Genomic DNA, 14,916 nt, shown 5'->3' on the forward strand with positions numbered 1-14,916 from the left:
CATGTTCATCGGAATCGACATCGGCACATCCGGTTCCAAGGGCGTGCTGACCGACGCCGACGGAACGGTGCTCGCCCGGTCCGAGCGCCCGCACGAGGTGTCGATGCCGCGACCGGGCTGGGTCGAGCACGACGCCGAATCGGTGTGGTGGGCGGACTTCGTCGCCATCGCCCGCGAATTGGTCGACGCCGCCGCCGGTGCACGGCTGGAGGGGCTCGGGATCAGCGGTATCGGTCCGTGTCTGCTGCCCGCCGACGCGCAGGGGAATCCGCTGCGGCCGGCCATCCTGTACGGCGTCGACACCCGGGCGACGGTCGAAATCGACGAGCTGGCAGACGAATTGGGCGAGGCGGCCGTCCTCGAACGGGCTGGTTCGCCGTTGACCAGCCAGGCCGTCGGCCCGAAGCTGCGGTGGTTGGCGCGGCACGAGCCGGACGTCTATGAGCGCACCCGCATGCTGCTGATGGCGAGTTCCTTTCTCGTGCACCGGTTGACCGGGCGATACGTCCTCGACCATCAGTCGGCGAGTCAGTGCGTGCCCATGTACGACCTGCGTAAACGAGAGTGGTCGGAGTGGGCCGAGCGCTGCGCTCCTGGGCTGCGGTTGCCCGAACTCGCCTGGCCCACAGAGGTGGTGGGTCAGGTGACCGCGGAAGGTGCTGCCGCGACCGGACTTCCGGAAGGGTTACCGGTCACCACCGGCACGGTCGACGCGTGGGCGGAAGCCGCCAGTGTCGGCGTGCGCGCGCCCGGCGACGCGATGGTCATGTACGGCACCACGATGTTTCTGGTCCAGATCCTCACCCAACCGCGTCCACACCCCGGCCTGTGGGGCACCTGCGGCGCCTGGCCCGAAACCTATTCGCTGGCAGCGGGAATGGCCACCTCGGGTGCGGTCACCGAGTGGCTGCGCCGCCTGGTCGGCGGAGAATTCGGCGACTTGATCGAGGAGGCGGGCAAGGTTCCGGCAGGCAGCCGGGGACTGTTGATGCTGCCGTATTTCGCCGGTGAACGAACACCCCTGTTCGATCCCGACGCACGCGGGATCGTCGCCGGACTTACCACCAGCCACGGCCGCGCCGAGCTGTACCGCGCGGCTTTGGAGGCAACCGGATTCGGGGTGCGGCACAACCTGGAGGCAATGTCCGAGGCCGGTGGCCGCGCCAGACGCCTGGTCGCGGTCGGTGGTGGCACCAAAGGCGGGTTGTGGACCCAGATCGTGTCCGACGTGACCGGTCTGCCACAGGAGTTGCCGGCGGAGACTGTCGGGGCCTGCCTCGGTGATGCCCTGCTGGCCGCGGAAGCCGCCGGCGTCGACACGTCCGGCTGGAATCCGGTGACGTCGACGATCGAGCCGGACGCCGAGCGGCAAGCGATCTACGACCAGTACTACCGGCGCTATCGCGAGCTCTACGAATCGACTGTGGATATCGCGCATTTTCTTGCCGCAGAACAACATCGGACGGCGGACCATGGCTGAACTCTGGCGGCTGGACCGGGCGCGTACCCGCTCGATCAGCCCTGAGAACCCGACCGGCGCGCCGGGCGCGGGCGCACGGGCCGAAACCGGCACCGGCGCGGGCGCGGCACGCGATCTCGGTATCGGCTGGAAGGTATCACCGTCGATCGACCTGGCCGCCGGATCCACCGCGACACTGGCCGACGTCTCCGGACCGGGCGTGATCCGGCACTTCTGGCTGACCACCGACCGCACCGTGCTGCGTCGGTTGACACTGAACTTCACCTGGGACGACGAATCGCAGCCGTCGATCGACGTGCCGCTGGGCGACTTCTTCTGCAACGGCTGGGACGAACTGGCACTGGTGAGTTCGGAAATGGTGGTGGTCGCACCCGCCGGCGGGTTGAACAGTTTCTGGCCCATGCCTTTTCGTCAGCACGCGCGTGTCACCCTGCACAACCCGACCGACCGCTCGGTGCCGGTCTACTATCAGCTCACCTACGACGAGACCGCGGTAGGCGAGGACGTCGGCTACCTGCATTCCCAACGGCGACAAAGCAATCCGCTCGGAACACCGGCAGTTCACACCATTGTCGATGAGGTCCGAGGCCGCGGCCGCTACGTCGGCACCTATTTGGCGATCGCACCGAATGCGCCGGGCTGGTGGGGCGAGGGCGAAATCAAGTTCCACCTCGACGGAGACGACGAATTCCCGACCATCTGCGGCACCGGCACCGAGGACTATTTCGGCGGCGCCTGGAACTTCGACCTGGACGGCTCCTACCGCGACTATTCCAGCCCGTATCTCGGCCTGCACCAAGTACTTCCACATGACGAGATCTACACGCCGAAACAACGGTTCGGCATGTATCGCTGGCACGTCCGTGATCCGATCCGCTTCCACGAGGAACTACGCGTCACGCTGCAAGCGCTGGGCTGGCAAGACGGCGGGCGGTATCTGCCGCTGGCCGACGCCGATATCGCCACCACCGCATGGTGGTACCAGGAAAGGGGAAGGTAGATGCGCGCGCTGGTGATCGAGAAACCCGGCGAGTACTCGGTGCAAACGATTCCCGACCCGACTCCCGCCCCAGGCGAGGTTGTGGTCCAGGTGGCCGCGGTGGGGATCTGCGGAACCGACATCCACATCGTCGAAGGCGAATTTCCGCCCACGCCATACCCGATCGTCCCCGGCCACGAGTTCTGCGGCGAAATCGTCGACGGCCCGGGCACCGGCGAGAAGGTAGCCGTGGACCCGTCACTGTTCTGCGGCGCCTGCCACTACTGCCGAATCGGCCGCGGCAACCTCTGCGAACGCTGGGGCGCAATCGGCGACACGGTGAACGGCGCAATGGCCGAGTACGTCGCTGTCCCGGCCGCCAACTGCTACCGACTGCCCGACGACCTCCCCGCCTCACACGGCGCCCTGGTGGAACCACTGTCGTGCGCCGTCCACGGATTCGACGGCCTGCCACGAATGCTGGGCTCGCACTACCTGATCTACGGCGCCGGCACGATGGGCCTGATGATGCTGCAACTCGCGGTCGCCGCGGGCGCGGCCTCGGTCTCGGTGGTCGATCTCAACACCGACCGCTTGCAGGTCGCCCGCGCACTCGGCGCGGACGCGGTCGCCACGAACGCCGACGAGTTCGACCGCCCGCACGGCTGGGAAGTCGTCATCGACTGCACCGGAGCGATCCCGGCAATCGAGGACGGCCTCACCCGCGTCCGCCGCGGCGGAACCTACCAGCAGTTCGGCGTAGCCCCCGGCGACGCGACGGCGTCGTTCTCACCCTTCCGCATCTACAACGACGAGATCACCGTCGTCGGCTCGATGGCGGTGGTGCACAGCTTCGGCCGCGCCGTCGACCTCGTCTGCAAGGGCGCGATCGACGCCGACACCATGGTCACCCACACCTTCGCCCTCGACCAGTTCTCCGAAGCGCTGCAGGCATTCCGCGACGGCGTCGGCCGCAAGATCCAGATCGCGCCGCGCGGATAGATGGCCACCGTCGCCGGAGTGGACAGCTCCACCCAATCCTGCAAGGTCGTGGTGTGCGACGCGGACACCGGTGAGGTCCTGGCACGCGGACACGCACCGCACCCCGACAGCACCGAGGTCGCGCCCGAGGCTTGGTGGTCTGCGTTGCAACAGGCAGGGGAGGGGTTGCTCGACAACGTCGACGCCGTGTCGATCGCCGGCCAGCAGCACGGCTTGGTGGCACTCGACAGCTCGCACCGACCGGTACGAGATGCCTTGTTGTGGAACGATGTTCGTTCCGCCGAGGCAGCCGACGCCCTCGTCGCGGAACTGGGCGGACCGCAAGCGTGGCTGGACGCGGTCGGCAGCGTCCCGGTCGCCGCCTTCACTGTCGCGAAGCTGCGCTGGATGGCCGACCACGAGCCCGAGCTCGCGGACCGGGTGACCCGGGTGATGCTGCCGCACGACTACCTCACCTGGCGATTGTGCGGTGGTGGTGATGCTGCGCCGGCGACCGATCGGAGTGACGCCTCGGGCACCGGGTACTGGTCCCCGGTGGCGGGCCGGTATCGAGAAGACCTGTTGGCCAGTGCTTTCCGCGGCCGAACCCCGGAGCTTCCGACAGTGCTGGAACCGTTCGAGAGTGCCGGACGCACCACATCGGGCGCGGTCATAGCTGCCGGCGCAGGGGACAACGCGGCGGCGGCGCTCGGACTCGGAATCGGTGACGGCGACGTGGTGATCTCGCTGGGCACCAGCGGCACCGCGTTCGCACGCACCTCGCAGCTGAATACCGATCCGTTCGTCAACGGATTCGCCGACGCGACAGGACAATTCCTGCCGTTGGTGTGCACACTCAACGCCGCCCGGGTGCTCGAGGCGATGGCCACAGCCCTGGGCGTCCGCCTCGGCGAACTCGATGCGCTCGCCCGCCAGGCCCCACCGGGCGCCGACGGACTCGTTCTGCTGCCTTACTTATCCGGCGAACGCACCCCAAACCTGCCCCACGCGGCGGGCAGCCTGCACGGCTTGCGTTCGGAGACAATGCGACCCGCACACCTGGCCCGCGCCGCCGTCGAAGGAATGCTGTGCAACATGGCCGATGCGCTCGACCGCCTACGCGCAGCCGGCGCGACCCCTCGGCGAGTGCTGTTGATCGGCGGCGCATCGCGTTCGGCATTCGTCGCCGAGACAGCCGCACAGATCTTCGGTGCGGCAGTGACCGTGCCGGAGCCGGAGGAGTACGTGGCGTTGGGCGCGGCGCGACAGGCCGCGTGGGCTTTGCGAGGCGGTGCCGAATCACCGCAGTGGCCGGCGGTCTCGACTGTCGAGATTCCAGCTCCCGACGACCGTGCGGTGGCTACAAAGATTCGCAGCGCTTATGGCCGGGCGCGAGAAACCTTGTACGGCAGCTGACTCCGTAATGATCAGAACGCGTGCCACGTCCAGGGTCTGTCGATGCGTCCCCGAATGCAAGCAATGCGATGGGCCGCTTCGGTTTTGGCCCGTGGATTTCGGGTGCTGAGGCTGATCGCGAAGGCGGTCCAGCGGAGTTCTTGAATGTCGGCGTAGATACGGAATCCTGGGTTGGTGGTCATATCCGTCCCGCCGTAGGCCGTTACGAAAGATTCGTAATCAGCGGTCGTGAGGCGGTTGAAGTCACTGTGGTCGACCGCAAGTTGAATCAGATCCCATTCAGGGCGGCCAGCGGAGACTTTGTCCAGGTCGAGGAATGTCGGTGGCCCGCTGGGCGGCACGACGAGGTTGCCTTGCCAGGCATCCCCATGGATTACGCACAGGCGGCGAGGAGCTGGCAAGCGCTGAAAACCGCTTTGCAGGTCCTGCTCATGCTGTATGAGCCATTTGCGATCGTCATCATCGAGAGGTGTTGCAAACCTGACCGTTTCGAGCAGGCCATCGAATGGATCGTGTTCTGGCAAAGTGAAAGTAGGCGGAGCGGTCAAAGAGTGCAGGCGCCGCAGGGCCTCGCCGAGCTCTGCTGGGGTGGCCGGTCGGTGATCCGGGATCAGGCGCCACCAGGTGACCGGGCGGTCGTCGACGATTATCGGTTGGTCCATTGAGGCGACCGCCTCGACCGTGTGGATACCGGATTCGTTGAGCCACTGAGAGATTTGTAGTTCTCGCCTAGCGGAGTCTGCGCTGCCCGGCTTACCGATTCGAGCGATTATGCCGCCGCGCAGCTGGTAGATCGCATGGGCGCCGGTGCGGATCAATTTGGCTCCGGTTGCGTCGGCCCCGGCCAACGCGGCCGCCTGGGTCACGATCGCTTCTAATGAGGTCGTCGCTGGTGAGTTCATGAATCACCTGAAGGTTCCAGTGGAGGCGATGGCGTTGGTGAGTTCGGCGACCTCTGAGATCCGATGGTAGGGCGCGGAGGCGCCGGCCAGGGTCGCGAGCTCGTCTCGGATCCGTTGTGAATCGAAGTGCGCAGCTTGGGTGACCGCTCGCATGCCGAGAGCCGCTGCCTCGCGTGGTTCGCCCATCGTCATGGTCAAAGTGGCGAGCCTGGTGAGTGAAAAGGTCCGCGATCGCGGGTAGTCCGGGCCCTGCAACTCTATGGCCGTACGGATTCGAGAAGCGGCCAGATCAATTCGTTTACGGTGCGCGGCGACGGGCATCAGAGCCTTGCCGGTGCTGCCGAGATGTTCGGCTTCGTCGTAGTAGCACATCCAGGGCTTGTCGGATTCAGGCGCTCGGGCAGCGAAATGTTCGTCCGCGCGCGAGACCTCGGACAGTGCTTCGTCCGTGCGGCCGAGCGTCGACAGAATTTGCGCACGCATGGTGCCCAGCATGGCACGGGTGGTGTACGCGAGACGGTCGGACCGGACCTGCGCCAGTTCGATGAGCGACAGGGCACCGTCGGCATTTCCGATGTATGCCGTCTTGCGGGCCATGTCGGCCAAGGTTGCTGCCCGGAGTTCCCACGATCCGGCTGCGTCTGCGCACCACAGGGCGAAGCGGAACTGCCGTTCGGCCGCGGTGTAATCGGCGATGTCGAATGCGGAGTATGCGCTGATACCGGCTAGGTTGCCGATCGCCTCTAGCAGAGCCTGGCGGGTCGCCGGGGCTGCGGCGCCCTGGAGTAGTGGAATGAGGGCACGCAGGTGCCGGGTTGCGGTATCGGCTGCGGGGCCGCCCCCGTGAACGTTCTCCAGAGACGCCGCGCTGCGGGCGATCTCTCGAACCTTCTCGACGTCGGACAATCCCACCCGCCCCGGACTCCCCGGTACGGGCAGGTAATCGTCGGGGATGGTCTCCAGATCGAATGGGCTCATCAAATTAGCCGCGAGAACATCACGCTTGACGGCGACCTGATTCCGTTGTCTGTTGGTGACGAATCCGAGCTCCGCGGCCGTGGCGTCGAGTATTGCGCAGAGCGCGGTGCGGTAGTCCTTGCCTGGCCACCGCACCGCTCCACGTTCATAGCGCGCGATTGTGTGGGCGTCTATCTCCCGGCGCACTCCCTGGGTGCGCCATAGAAAGGAGTTGACCGCTTCAGCCAATTCTCGTCGGCTCATCGAACGCCCTGGTACAGACGGTGAGGCAGTGGCTTCCCGGCGCTGCTGCAGTTTGAGATTCGGGCTCGGCATATGGCTACCCCCTCGGTCGACTGGTTCAAGACAACCACCGCGCCGCCAATCGCGGAACCGCTCGCCGCAATCTGCCCGGCAATCTGCCCTCTGGGAATCCTCGCTCGCGAGCGACGCTGGGTGCATTCATCAATCCGATTCGCAGAGCGGATTTTCGTTGAAGGGGAAGAAGAGCAATGAAACCACTTCTGTATGGCTATCTACGGTTGGATGTGGCCGGCGAGCGCATCGGCGAGTGTGAGGGACGTATCCGATCGTTCGCGGACCGTGAAGGTTATGACCTGGGCATGGTGTTTCACGAACGCCGCTGGGGGAGAGCAGCGTTGGACGCCTTGATCGCCGAGTTGCGGCGCGCTGAATGTCGCGATGTCGTCGTGCCGACTGTCGACCATCTGACCGCGCCTGATGCCGTGAGGCAAGCGGTGGAGTCGAGGTTGTGGTGTGAGGCCGGTGCAGGGGTACTCATCGCTGCCGCGGCGTCAGGTACCGGCCAGTTGGATGGGGCAGGCCGATGAAAATGCTGGGTTACGGTCACCGGTACGAAAGTCCTCCCAGACCGAAGACCACTGATCTGTGCGGCCAGCCCAGTCCCGGCGTAACTGTCTCGCCCACGAGGCTACGTGCGGGCGTCGTCGGATTGGGCGCGCAGGCACGTGACGATCACATCCCTGGGATATTGGCCTGTGCTACGGCAGATCTGGTCGCAGTCTGCGACGACGTTCCGGACATCGCGCGCGAACAGCAATACGTGCACAACGTCCCCGGGTATACCAATGCCGGTGCGATGATGCGGTCTGAGGACCTGGACTTTGTCGTCGTCTGCGTACCGCACGCAGCCGGTCGAAGTGTCATCGAGGCCGCCGCGGCGAACCACGTGCACGTGCTGAAGGAAAAGCCCTTCGCCACAACACTTTCCGAGGCGCGTGATTTGGCACAGCTATGCGACGAGGCTGGAATCGAATTGATGGTGACCCTGCAGCGCAGGTTCAACCCGATATACGCCAGCTTCCCGCAACTGGCGGACCGCATCGGATTGCCTTTCGTGATCGACGCTCGTTACACGATCCATGTCGACGATCCCTCCGAAGGGTGGCGAGGCGATTTCGCTGCTGCCGGCGGTGGATGCGTCATCGACATGGGCTACCACCTGATCGACCTGGTGCTGTGGTATTTCGGCCTGCCTGATCTGATAACTGCCGACTTATCGGTCGCGGCTCGGCTCGACCGGCATTACGACGCCGAGGACACCGCCCTGATCCACTTCTCCTACGACAGCGGTCTTTACGGGTCGATGTTGCTGTCACGGTTCATCGGCCCGAAGACCGAAGAACTACGTTTGGTCGGCTCCGGGGGAATCGTCCACCTCGAACGTGGGCGAGTCTGCCGCCTCACCAACGACGGCACACCTGTCGAATCCCTTGTCCGGGAACAGGCATGGCCCTCGGCGGCCGCGACGCAGATCGACTATTTCCAGCGGGTTGTCGCCGGCGAGCGGCCGAATCTCAGTGGGCCTCGCGAACATCTCGCACATATGCGGTTCATCACCGCGTGTTACGAGGCGGCGCGCACCCGAATTCCGGTCAACCCGAAGGAGATCCAATGAACTCGGCCCTGGCGATTCTTGGCGGCGCCCCCGTCATCGATGATCAGAGTCCACATTTCCAGTGGCCGTTCCTCGATGGCGCAACGCGGAAATCAGTTCTTTCTCAGCTGGACTGCTCCATCTCCATTTACGATCGCTCCGGCGTCATCGCGAACCTTGAAGACACGCTCGCTGAATACTTCGGGGTGCGATACGCGGTATCGACAAGCTCGGGAACAGCGGCGCTGTACTCTATGTACGCGGCATGCGGGATCGCTCCCGGCGATGAAGTCATCGTGCCCGCCTATACCTTCTTCGCCACCGCCACACCACTGCTGCACCTCGGAGCCATCCCAATCTTGGCCGATTGCGACAACATGGGAAACCTCGATCCGCGCGAACTTCCACGGCAGATCACTGAGAAAACGAAAGCCATTGCCGTAACACACATGTGGGGCATGCCAGCGCAGATTCGCAGCATCCTCGGCCTCGCCGAAACCTACGGCCTGACTGTACTCGAAGACGGCTCCCACGCTCACGGCGCGACCGTCAGTGGGCGGAAGGTCGGCGCATTCGGTCGCGCCGCGGCGTTCAGTATGAATGGACCCAAACCTCTATCTGCCGGGGAAGGTGGATTCGTCCTCACCGACAACGAGCATCTGTACTATCGCCTGCTCCTGCACGGTCAGTACAACAAGAGATGCCGGGCTGAGATACCCAAGCGCCACTCATTGCACCGCTACGCGGTGACCGGAATGGGCCTCAAACACCGCATCCACCCTTTGGCCGCCGCGATCGCTCTCGATCAGCTGTCGCACCTTGACGACTACCTCCTGGGCCGCCAACGGATCGCCACCCACATCTGTAGTCGGCTCGAAGGAGTACCGGGAATCGCTGTGCCCCAACCTGATGCAGATATGCGGTCGGCCTGGTACGGGCTTGCCCTTCACTATCGTGCGGAGGAACTCGACGGTCTTCCGATCGAAAAGTTCCACCGTGCGGTACTCGCCGAGGGTTGTCGTGAGATCGATCGCCCAGGTTCGACCTGTCCGCTCAACCTGCTGGAGCTGTTTCAAAACCCCGGCCCGCTCTTCCCTGGATACGGCGGCGAATTCTCATACCGGCCCGGCGACTTCCCGAATGCCGAACGTATCCATCAGAACACCTTGAAGCTGCCCGTCTGGCACCGGGAGCAGGACCTGCGCTTGGTGGATGGCTACGTCGACGCGATTACCAAGGTAGCCCAGCACGCCCGCCACCTGAGAGGATGACATACCGTGACCAAGCTCGTCGAGGATCTCATCGCTACCGCCGAACGAGACGGGGTCGTGCAGCTGGTCGTCGGCGCCGTCATCCAACAGGACGACCGTGTCCTGCTACTCCGCCGGCCCGGCGATGACTTCATGGGCGGAATTTGGGAACTGCCCAGCGGGAAAGTCGAAGCAGGCGAGAACCTTAGTGACGCTCTTACTCGGGAAGTCGCCGAAGAAACGGGCCTGACCGTGACAGCGATTGGCCGCTACCTCGATTCGTTCGACTACACCTCGGGAAGCGGGAAACATAGCCGCCAGTTGAATTTTGCGGTCGACTGCGTCGCAACGGACCGCATTCGGCTCACAGAACACGACGCCTACAGCTGGTCTTCCCTCAGCGAAGAACTACCGGTCACTGACGCCGTCAAGAAGACCCTGGCCACTTTCGTCGAGGGCGGGGGAAGCTGTACCGCTCGATGACTGCCAAGTGTCCGGAAGGCTTGTGGTGGTGCGAGTTCGCAATCCGAGTCGATCAGATGCCCGGCGCCACCGGTGTCTCCTCCCGCTCCCGCGCAGCGTGGCGAGGCAGGAACATGGCCGGAATGATGATCACCGCGGTAAGCCCGAACGCCACCCAGAACGCGAAGCCGAAGGAGTCGGCGAGCAGTGGCCCCACGACCGGCATGAGTTGGGGCGGGACGGAGCTGATCTGGCCGGAACCGCTACTGCCGGAAGGCATTCCGTGCTCGGCCAGCTGTCCGGAGAGATGCTGCGTCAGCGCCGTCACCAGCAAGGCGCTGCCGAGCGACGCGCCGACCTGCTGAATGGCCGAGAGCGTGGGTGCCGCGCGGGTCACGGCGTCCTTGCCCAGTTCCGTGTAGGCAGCCGAAATGGTCGGCATCATCACCGCACCGAGGCCCATACCGCGCACGAACAAGGCCACACAGAGCCAGACGTATGAGGTGCCGGTGCCCACGTGCGTGAACGGGAGGGTGCCGATGAGGCCGAGCACGACGCCGACGGGAACCACGTAGCCTGCGCCGATACGGTCGGTGAGCCGGCCACCGATCACCACTGCCACGATCGCGCCCAATCCCTGGGGCGCGAGCAGCAGGCCGGCGTCGAGCGGGCCTTGTCCGCGCACGGTCTGGTAGTACAGCGGCAGCAGCAGCATGCCGCCGAACAATCCGATGGCGACGAGGAAGACCGCGATGGTTCCGCTGGCGAAGACCCGGTTGGTGAGCAGGCGGACGTCGACGATCGAGTCGGCTCCCTTGTGCAGGCTGTGCCAGGTATAGAGGGCCAGGCCCACGACGCCGGCGATGAGCCAGCCGAGCACACCCCACTCGGTGAATCCGCCGTGCGAGCTGGCCTGCGACAGCCCGTAGAGCAGGCAGACGAGGCTGCCGGAAAGCAGGATCAGCCCCCGCAGGTCGAGGCGGCCGTGCTCGGGCACGGTGTCACCGTGGGGGAGCTTCCAGACCGCGAGCATGAGGGCGACGACATCGACCGGAACGTTGACGAGGAAGATCCAGTGCCAGCTCGTGTACTGGACCAGCAGGCCGCCGATCACCGGTCCGAAAACCGGCCCCAGCAGCATGGGGACACCGAGGATGGCCATGGCCCTTCCGAGGCGTTGCGGGCCTGCGGCTCGGGTGATGATCGCCTGCCCGGCGGGCAGCAGCATGCCGCCGCCGAGTCCCTGCAGGATGCGGAAGGCGATCAGGCTTTCGATCGACCAAGCGGCTGCGCACAGCGCCGACCCCGCTACGAACAGACTCACCGCGGTGAGCCAGACCGGTTTGGGCCCGAACCGGTCCATCGCCCATCCGGTGGCCGGGATGACGAGCGCGACCGCCAGCAGATAACCCGTCACCACCCACTGCGTTGTGGACAGGGTCGCGCCGAGTTCGGTGCTCAACGAGTCCAAGGCGACGTTCACGATGGTGGTGTCGAGAACCACCATGATCATGCCGGACACGACGACGAGTCCTGTGACGATGACGCTGCGATCGAGCTTGCCCGACTGCTGCGCGGTGGTGGATGCCATATCAGCTCCCTCGTCGAAGGTGCCAGGACTCGACCGGGCGACAACACCCTGCGACTACCCGTCGTGAGGCCGATTATCGCGGCGCTGTCATTCCACAGGTTGTCACGGACCTTGTCGCCGCGGGAGAGATCGGACGAGCTGGGTGAGATCCCTGGCGGACCGACGGCGGCGGCACGGTCGTCCGAGGCATAAGGGTGCCTGCTGGCGCGAGCTCGATTCGGACGCTCGGTGACCGAACGGCGGACTCAGATGTGATCGTGGCCGGAGAGGCGTTCGTGGTCGATCTCGGCGTCGCGTTCGCGGTCGCGCTCATGGTCGCTCTTGGCGTTCACGTTCCACGAGATCGGGTGTGCGCCGGGGCCGCAGTCCTGGCTCTGGCTCGACGTGATTGTCGATTCGGGCCGGATCCGTACCTCCTGGACCAGCGGGCGGAGGTCGCTGCACATGACGAATATTCCGGCGGTTGCCGGGCCCACGTCGGTATTCGTGCATTCGATATCGACACGGCTGTCGACCGGAACCGCTGAGCAGAACGCTTCACGGGGCCGCGAGGCCTGAGCGGATCCCGCGCCGACGGTCGTCGATACCGTCACGGCCGCGAGACCGGATATCGCCGCGCCGACGATCGATAGCCGCCGCGTACCTCTCCTGGGAGTGGACACCGAGGTCTCACTTTCGCTGTACTGCAGAACAATTCCCGAAAATCGTATGCATACCGGAAAGTACTTCCCAATGGAAGGAAGTTTCGGCGGTAGTCATTGCCGTCCCTCGTCTGCGCTTTTCGCGCTTGTCACGCCCCCGACCTGGACGACAGCCGCCGCCTGAGCTATCGGCATCGGCGAAGTCGGGGCTGCAGTTGTCGACCGATCGTCTCGGAAATCCGAAAAGGCCTGCGCCTCAATCGTTGTCAGGTGCCGCCCGGGAAACCGAATCGAGCAGACGCTCGCGCTCCCCGTTCGATATCTCTGTTCCGGAGACCGGCTCCGCGAGCACGCACAGCAGCAGCGCCACGCCTACCGCACCGGGGTCGGGGTGGCCGACGGCGCGTTCGCCGAGGTAACTCGCGCGACCGCGACGTGCCCGCAGGGTCGCAGTGGACAACGCCCCGTCCACGGCGGCGCTCACCATCGCGGCGATCTCGCGATTGTCATTCAGAGTCTCGACGGCTGGAGCAAGAGCGTCGACCATGGTGCGGTCGCCGACTTGTGCCTCGCCGACGCGCTGGATTGCGGCGAGCCCATCGCTGATACCGATCCGGAGGGCGTCGATATAGGAATCCGACTGTGCCGCGTTGGTGCCGAGTGATTGGAACAGCAGTCCGAACAGCGGGCCGCTCGTGCCTCCGACCTCGTCGAGGAAGACCGCTCGCACCGTATCCCACGGTTCGGGGGAGTCCGGTGCGCCGAGGCGGTCGGCGACCTCCGCGAAGCCCTCGCGCAGATTGACGCCGAAATCTCCGTCGCCGGTGATCTCGTCCAGCCTTGTCAACGCGGGCTCGGCCGAGACGAACACCTTTTGCAGTCGAATAACGAGGCTGTCGAGTGTCTTCATCGCCTCACCGGTCATCGCGCGACGTCCTTCCAGGCGGGTGCGGTGGTGGGGGCATGCCAGAGATCGAGCCAGCCGTCGGCGAGTTGAGTGAGGGTGATCGAAAAGCCGCTCATGTCCAGTGCTGAAACAAATGTGCCGACCTGGACCGCCGAGATTTCGCAGCCCCGGGCGGTGAGGGTGCGCGCCGCGAGTTCGAGAACTGTGCACAGTTCGAGTTCCGTCGTCGCGCCGAGTCCATTGACCAACAGTAACAACGGCTTTCGATGATCACCGGGCAGTGAGGTGAGGATATCGGTGAGCATCCGCTCGACGAGTTCGGCGAGTGGTGGCCTGGTGATCGAGGTCGAGGCGCGTTCGCCGTGAATTCCCACGCCGTATTCGAGCTGATCCGGTTCGAGTTCGAAGGCACGCGCCCCGGTATTCGGTGACGTGAGTGCCTCGGTGGCCACCGCGATACTGCGGCTGTTCCCGGCCACCTCGCGGCCGAGCGCGGCCAGCGCGGGGAGGGTGTCACCGCGGTCCGCGGCGGCGCCGACGATCTTTTCGACGACGATGGTCGCGGCTGTCCCGCGCCGTCCCGTGGCCGTCTCGCCGGATTCTGTGGCGACGTCGTCGTCGACGAGCACCCGGTCGACCTCGATACCGTCGGCGGCGAGCCGTTCGGCGGCGATACCGAAATTGATCTTGTCTCCGGTGTAGTTCTTGACGATGTGCAGCACCCCACCGTCACGAGCGACGGCCTTGCTCGCCTCGTAGACCTGGCGATTGTGTGGCGAGGCGAAGATCTTCCCCGGTACTGCCGCGTCGAGCATTCCCATCCCGACGAATCCGATGTGCATCGGCTCGTGGCCGGAACCGCCGCCGGAGACGAGGGCGACCCGCCGTGTCGGCGCACCGCGATCGTGGTGCACGAACAGCGGGTCGGTACTCATCCGGACCCACGGGTGTCGGCGCAGGAACCCTTGCAGTGCCACCTCAGGGCCCTGGCCTTCGAGTAAGAACAGTGCGGGCACGGACATCCTCCTCGTCGATCGACTGGGTGATGTCCAGTATCACGGGGCTTGCGCCCCGGCGTGGATCTCCGAAGCGCTCGCTGAGGAGAAAGCTTTCAGCGCAATCGGATTCATGTTCCGGACACGAGCTTCTTCGCCGCCCATGACATCGGCCGCGTCGTGCGATCCACGCCCGACTCAGCCGCGCCCGTCATGCCGGCTGGGGTCCGGCGAACCCGTGGCCCGACCCGTCGGTCCGGTCGCGGTCGACCGACCCCGCCGCCGCGACGAAAGGTATCGAATGCCCGAAGATTTCCGGGGTCTTTCGGCGTTCTCTGTGAACGGCGCGAAACGAGGCGGCGAAGCAACCGGGCCGCCCCGCGACGCCGACTTATCGAAATATAAAGGGAGTAGACAGAGTTCGTCCGCTACAGCGC

The 14,916-nt window shown here is 65.2% G+C and carries 14 protein-coding genes; 8 read left to right on the plus strand and 6 right to left on the minus strand.

Features of this window, described 5'->3' with window-relative positions; genetic code table 11:
- Position 1: 1 nt before the first annotated feature.
- The 4 genes from AC5592_RS00620 to xylB are packed head-to-tail and all read left to right on the plus strand — an operon-like array spanning position 2 to position 4,856.
- The gene (locus AC5592_RS00620; RefSeq protein WP_063063035.1) at positions 2–1,480 is read left to right on the plus strand and encodes an FGGY-family carbohydrate kinase; all 1,479 of its coding nucleotides are present in this window, start codon (positions 2–4) and stop codon (positions 1,478–1,480) included.
- Complete coding sequence (locus AC5592_RS00625; RefSeq protein ID WP_063063036.1) at positions 1,473–2,480, plus strand: glycoside hydrolase family 172 protein; 1,008 nt, start codon at positions 1,473–1,475, stop codon at positions 2,478–2,480. The genes AC5592_RS00620 and AC5592_RS00625 overlap by 8 nt, the downstream gene beginning before the upstream one ends.
- Positions 2,481–3,461, plus strand: a complete 981-nt coding sequence (locus tag AC5592_RS00630) for a zinc-dependent alcohol dehydrogenase family protein (RefSeq protein ID WP_063063037.1) — start codon at positions 2,481–2,483, stop codon at positions 3,459–3,461. It abuts the gene before it with no gap.
- Positions 3,462–4,856 (plus strand): xylulokinase, encoded by a 1,395-nt coding sequence (gene xylB, locus AC5592_RS00635; RefSeq protein ID WP_063063038.1) that lies wholly within the window; start codon positions 3,462–3,464, stop codon positions 4,854–4,856.
- Positions 4,857–4,867: 11 nt separating this feature from the next.
- On the opposite strand, the gene AC5592_RS00640 is transcribed toward xylB, so the two are convergent.
- Complete coding sequence (locus tag AC5592_RS00640; RefSeq protein WP_232329134.1) at positions 4,868–5,758, minus strand: phosphotransferase enzyme family protein; 891 nt, start codon at positions 5,756–5,758, stop codon at positions 4,868–4,870.
- Positions 5,759–5,761: 3 nt separating this feature from the next.
- A complete protein-coding gene (locus AC5592_RS00645; protein ID WP_063063040.1) occupies positions 5,762–6,979 on the minus strand; it encodes an NsdA family TPR-like regulatory protein in 1,218 nt (405 codons plus the stop codon).
- Positions 6,980–7,227: 248 nt separating this feature from the next.
- Here AC5592_RS00645 and AC5592_RS00650 point away from each other — a divergent pair, with 248 nt between their 5' ends.
- From AC5592_RS00650 to AC5592_RS00665, 4 genes are read left to right on the plus strand one after another with little or no spacing between them, the layout of a single operon-like run.
- Positions 7,228–7,566, plus strand: coding sequence for a hypothetical protein (locus tag AC5592_RS00650; protein WP_063063041.1), 339 nt, complete (start codon positions 7,228–7,230; stop codon positions 7,564–7,566).
- The gene (locus AC5592_RS00655) at positions 7,563–8,654 is read left to right on the plus strand and encodes a Gfo/Idh/MocA family protein (protein WP_232329135.1); all 1,092 of its coding nucleotides are present in this window, start codon (positions 7,563–7,565) and stop codon (positions 8,652–8,654) included. The genes AC5592_RS00650 and AC5592_RS00655 overlap by 4 nt, the downstream gene beginning before the upstream one ends.
- On the plus strand, positions 8,651–9,904 hold the full coding sequence (locus AC5592_RS00660; protein ID WP_063063042.1) for a DegT/DnrJ/EryC1/StrS family aminotransferase: 1,254 nt from the start codon (positions 8,651–8,653) through the stop codon (positions 9,902–9,904). The genes AC5592_RS00655 and AC5592_RS00660 overlap by 4 nt, the downstream gene beginning before the upstream one ends.
- 6 nt (positions 9,905–9,910) lie before the next feature.
- Positions 9,911–10,366: an NUDIX domain-containing protein gene (locus AC5592_RS00665; protein WP_063063043.1), complete on the plus strand. Its 456-nt coding sequence runs from the start codon at positions 9,911–9,913 to the stop codon at positions 10,364–10,366.
- A 52-nt stretch (positions 10,367–10,418) separates the two neighbouring features.
- Here AC5592_RS00665 and AC5592_RS00670 read toward each other — a convergent pair whose 3' ends face one another.
- The 4 genes from AC5592_RS00670 to AC5592_RS00685 form a co-directional block, all read right to left on the minus strand.
- A complete protein-coding gene (locus tag AC5592_RS00670) occupies positions 10,419–11,936 on the minus strand; it encodes a DHA2 family efflux MFS transporter permease subunit (protein WP_063063044.1) in 1,518 nt (505 codons plus the stop codon).
- A 245-nt stretch (positions 11,937–12,181) separates the two neighbouring features.
- Positions 12,182–12,382: a hypothetical protein gene (locus tag AC5592_RS00675; protein WP_157121494.1), complete on the minus strand. Its 201-nt coding sequence runs from the start codon at positions 12,380–12,382 to the stop codon at positions 12,182–12,184.
- Between the two features lie 451 nt (positions 12,383–12,833).
- On the minus strand, positions 12,834–13,502 hold the full coding sequence (gene dhaL / locus AC5592_RS00680; RefSeq protein ID WP_198163722.1) for a dihydroxyacetone kinase subunit DhaL: 669 nt from the start codon (positions 13,500–13,502) through the stop codon (positions 12,834–12,836).
- Positions 13,499–14,500 (minus strand): dihydroxyacetone kinase subunit DhaK, encoded by a 1,002-nt coding sequence (locus AC5592_RS00685; RefSeq protein WP_086007252.1) that lies wholly within the window; start codon positions 14,498–14,500, stop codon positions 13,499–13,501. The genes dhaL and AC5592_RS00685 overlap by 4 nt, the downstream gene beginning before the upstream one ends.
- Between the last annotated feature and the right edge of the window lie 416 nt (positions 14,501–14,916).

The organism is Nocardia violaceofusca NBRC 14427 (genome assembly GCF_963869435.1).
GTDB lineage: Bacteria > Actinomycetota > Actinomycetes > Mycobacteriales > Mycobacteriaceae > Nocardia > Nocardia aobensis.